This is a genomic window from Methylobacterium sp. Leaf113, assembly GCF_001423325.1.
Classification (GTDB): Bacteria; Pseudomonadota; Alphaproteobacteria; order Rhizobiales; family Beijerinckiaceae; genus Methylobacterium.
In genome coordinates this window covers 1-3,211 of sequence record NZ_LMNJ01000044.1, presented here as the reverse complement: position 1 = coordinate 3,211, position 3,211 = coordinate 1, and the positions used below count along the sequence as shown (strand labels likewise).

The following is a 3,211-nucleotide window of genomic DNA, read 5'->3' as shown; positions in this document are numbered from 1 at the left end:
GATCCCATCTCGAACTCGGCCGTTAAACACACCAGCGCCCATGGTACTGTGTCTCAAGACACGGGAGAGTCGGTCGCCGCCAGACCTGCTCAGAACAAGACACATAATCCCTCTCGACGATCGTCGAACGCAAAAAGGCCACCCTCCGGGGTGGCCTTTTTGCGTTTCCAAGCCTTGGTTCCATGTCCGCAAGCTTGGTTTCATGTCCGTTGGACCATAGTCCTGCAGACGCTGGCGCAGCCCCGTGGGACACGTCCGCAGGGGTTAGATCGCGTTTGCGGACAAGCGGTTTTTCGGACGAGACCTTTGCAGACCGCGCGTTTAACGCAGGCGGCGCCCATCCTTCGGGATGGCGGAGAGATCGAAGGCGTAGCCCTTGGTCGCGAGGGCCTCGAGGATCAGGTACTTCACGGTCACCCGGCGATCGAGAGCCTCCTGCCGCAGGGCCGTCCAGACGGGATCCGGCACCTCGACCTTCAAAACTGCCCCCTTGGCGGCCTTGGACCGCCTCCGCGTACCAGCCGGGGTCCTGGGAGCTCGAACCGGTGCGGCCTCGGCTGCCCGGGGTTCGCCCGGGATCCCGGGCGTAGGGATCGGTTCTGTGGGGGGGCTCGAGGCTCGCGTGAAGCCGAGGTCGCTCGCGGCCGCGGCGAGCTGTCGGGCATCCTCCGGACTCGTATGCGGCCGTGGGCGGGGCGAGGGCAGGAACGGGGGGGGAAACGGAGGCTTGCTCATCGTCAGGCGCCCTGTTGCTCGGCCGAGCCTTGTTGCTCGGCCAGGATGGTGAGGAGCTCGGTCAGGACGCCGCTCACCTCGGCGGCGGCTTTCGGATCTCCGCCCGGTCCAGCCGGTGTCGACCCCGTGAAGTGAATGGACTGGTACGCGGCCCGCTGGATCACCTCGGTCCGCAGTAGCGGGATACCGGCATTCTGGATCTCCTCCCGGGCATGCTGGGCGACGCGGCTTTGGAGCGGCGACATCTGGGTCAGGACCACCCGCGCCGGGATCGATCGGCGCAGCATGCGCTCGGCCCGCTGCACCACCTCGTAGGTCCGAAATACCTCCTGCAGGTCCATCCCCGAGATCTTAGTGGGGACTAGAACGAGGTCCGACTCGGCGATCGCGTAGGTGACGGCCTGCGAGGCCGCCCCTTCGAGATCCACCAGAACGATCCCGTACTGCGTTGCCGCCTCCCCGATGCGATCGAGGATGACGGTCTCCGTCACCCCCGAGATGACCGCGACGGTGGAATCTGCCCCCGCGCGGTCGCGCCATGCGCCGACATGCCCGTTCGGGTCGGCATCAACGATGACCACGCTTCCCCCCTGACGGGCGAAGGCGTCGGCCAGGCAGATCACAAGGGTCGTCTTCCCGACTCCACCCTTTGTCGAGCAGACGCTGATGACCGCCATCGAAAAGGCCCCCCGGGCTTTGCTGACCCAAACCTCCAAAGGCCCTAGGGCCTAAATCTCCAAGAACCCGTAAACCCAATCGCGTTCTTGGGCAAAAAACCATTTGCCCATTGAGACAGAATTCGTATTTTATTTCACAAGCTTGCGCTTCTCTGGTCGCCTTGCCTACCTTGGATCGGCTGTCTGCACAGGCCCTCGATCCTATCATTTTAGTCGGCTGGCACAGCGGGTTGGACGGTCGCGTCGGTCCGGACGGTGGGACCAGCCAGGCGCCGATTCGAAGCGGCACAAGTCCCTGGTTTGACAGGAGAGCCCCTCGCGTGCCGAATGCACAGTCTCGGTCTCTCGCAAGACCGGAGATTCGATCAAGGAACCACCGCCACGCCGCAGTAGGACCCTGAAACGACAACGGCCCCCCGGTCGCCAAACCGGAAGGGCCGTCAAATCGTGTGATGTGCAAAAGACAACGGAACATCCTCAGCACATCATAGCTCCCCTCAGGAGTCAATCGAGAATGTTCATTCTCGGAGCGATGTCGCTTGGCCTGATGCGGTCCCAACCCAGGGACCACCATGTCGTTCGACCATCTACTCACCCTCGTTAACCATGTTCCCGTGGCCGCCCTGGACGCCCTGAGCCGCGATGTGTGGCGATCGGTCGGGGAAGGCGCTCTGACGGAAGCGCAGGCCCAGGAACTCGCCGAAGCCATTCACGGCCGCCGCCGGCCTGATCAGGCCGCCGCTGTCTCCCTCGGATGTCTCAAGGCCGTCTCATCTCAGATGATTCCTGGGATGGCCGCAGAAGCACCCGGAGCCTCCCCGGGCAAAGACCCCCGCCTTTGGTCCTACTTCCCGACCAAGAACCCTCAGCGCTCGCCTGATAGGGCCCGATCGCAGGTGCGGCGGCGGACCCTTGCGGCTTCCGGCCCTCTGCCGCCGAGGCTCGCCTGCCACTTCACCACGGGCGAACTGGCGGTCCTCAAGATCGTGGCCGATGCATTCGTCGCTGGCCGCCAATGCACGCTCTCGATCCCCGAGATCGCCGCACGGGCTGGTGTGGGCCAGACCAAGGCGCGCCTCGCCTTACGGATCGCCCAGCGCCTCGACCTGGTGTCGATCACGGAGCGACGGGTCCACTGCCGTCCCAACCTTACCAACGTGGTTCGGATCGTCTCCCCAATCTGGCTGGGCTGGCTGGCCCGCTGGAATCCCCGGAGCAAGGTCCCGGATGGGGTCAGCAGTGACGGCCCGCGTCCTCGCCAAGCCGTCGGATCCACGGTCGTTCCTGCAGACGGGGGGGAGGGTTCACTTTTGAGAGGGCCACGGAATCAGAGGTTTTCGAGAAGAGAGACGGATGGTCGTGCAACCTGGAGATGACGGTGTATCAGACCCAGATCGACCAAGATCCGAAGCCTCAGCTCAACCCTGGAGCGAATCCTGGGAACCTCAGGCACGCGCAACGTCGGCATGAGCACGTGTCGAGGTCACGCGATCCGCGGCGTGATTCCGGACCGGAAAGGACGCGACCTCGACACGTCCCCGCAGCGTCCGAGAGAGAACCAAACTGCGACATGTGCGTTTTCCCCAATCGTGGGTGTTGACGGGTCGGATTGGGATCCGTATACCCCCATTCATCGGCGAGCGGCCAAGGCGATTGGCGGCTTGCTTTTGCATCTCCTGACTGTTGATGGGTTGTCGCCTGGTGATCTGGGCGGTATTTCTGTCTGTTGTTGGTGTTCTTTGACAAGTGAATCTGAGAAAGAGAAGCGTGGGCGGCGATTATTGTCCTTGCGGATCCCT

Annotated in this window: 2 protein-coding genes and 1 rRNA gene; 1 reads left to right on the top strand and 2 read right to left on the bottom strand. The window is 63.6% G+C overall.

Going from position 1 to position 3,211, the window contains the following annotated elements; all coding sequences use genetic code 11:
• Positions 1 to 85 (top strand): 5S ribosomal RNA (rrf, locus tag ASF60_RS18265); the annotation flags it as partial.
• A 236-nt stretch (positions 86 to 321) separates the two neighbouring features.
• On the opposite strand, the gene ASF60_RS24755 is transcribed toward rrf, so the two are convergent.
• Together ASF60_RS24755 and ASF60_RS18260 are read right to left on the bottom strand one after the other, a co-directional pair.
• The gene (locus ASF60_RS24755; protein ID WP_156376157.1) at positions 322 to 468 is read right to left on the bottom strand and encodes a hypothetical protein; all 147 of its coding nucleotides are present in this window, start codon (positions 466 to 468) and stop codon (positions 322 to 324) included.
• A 269-nt stretch (positions 469 to 737) separates the two neighbouring features.
• Entirely contained in the window at positions 738 to 1,412 is a 675-nt protein-coding gene (locus ASF60_RS18260; protein ID WP_056188320.1) for a ParA family protein, read from the bottom strand.
• Positions 1,413 to 3,211 lie beyond the last annotated feature (1,799 nt).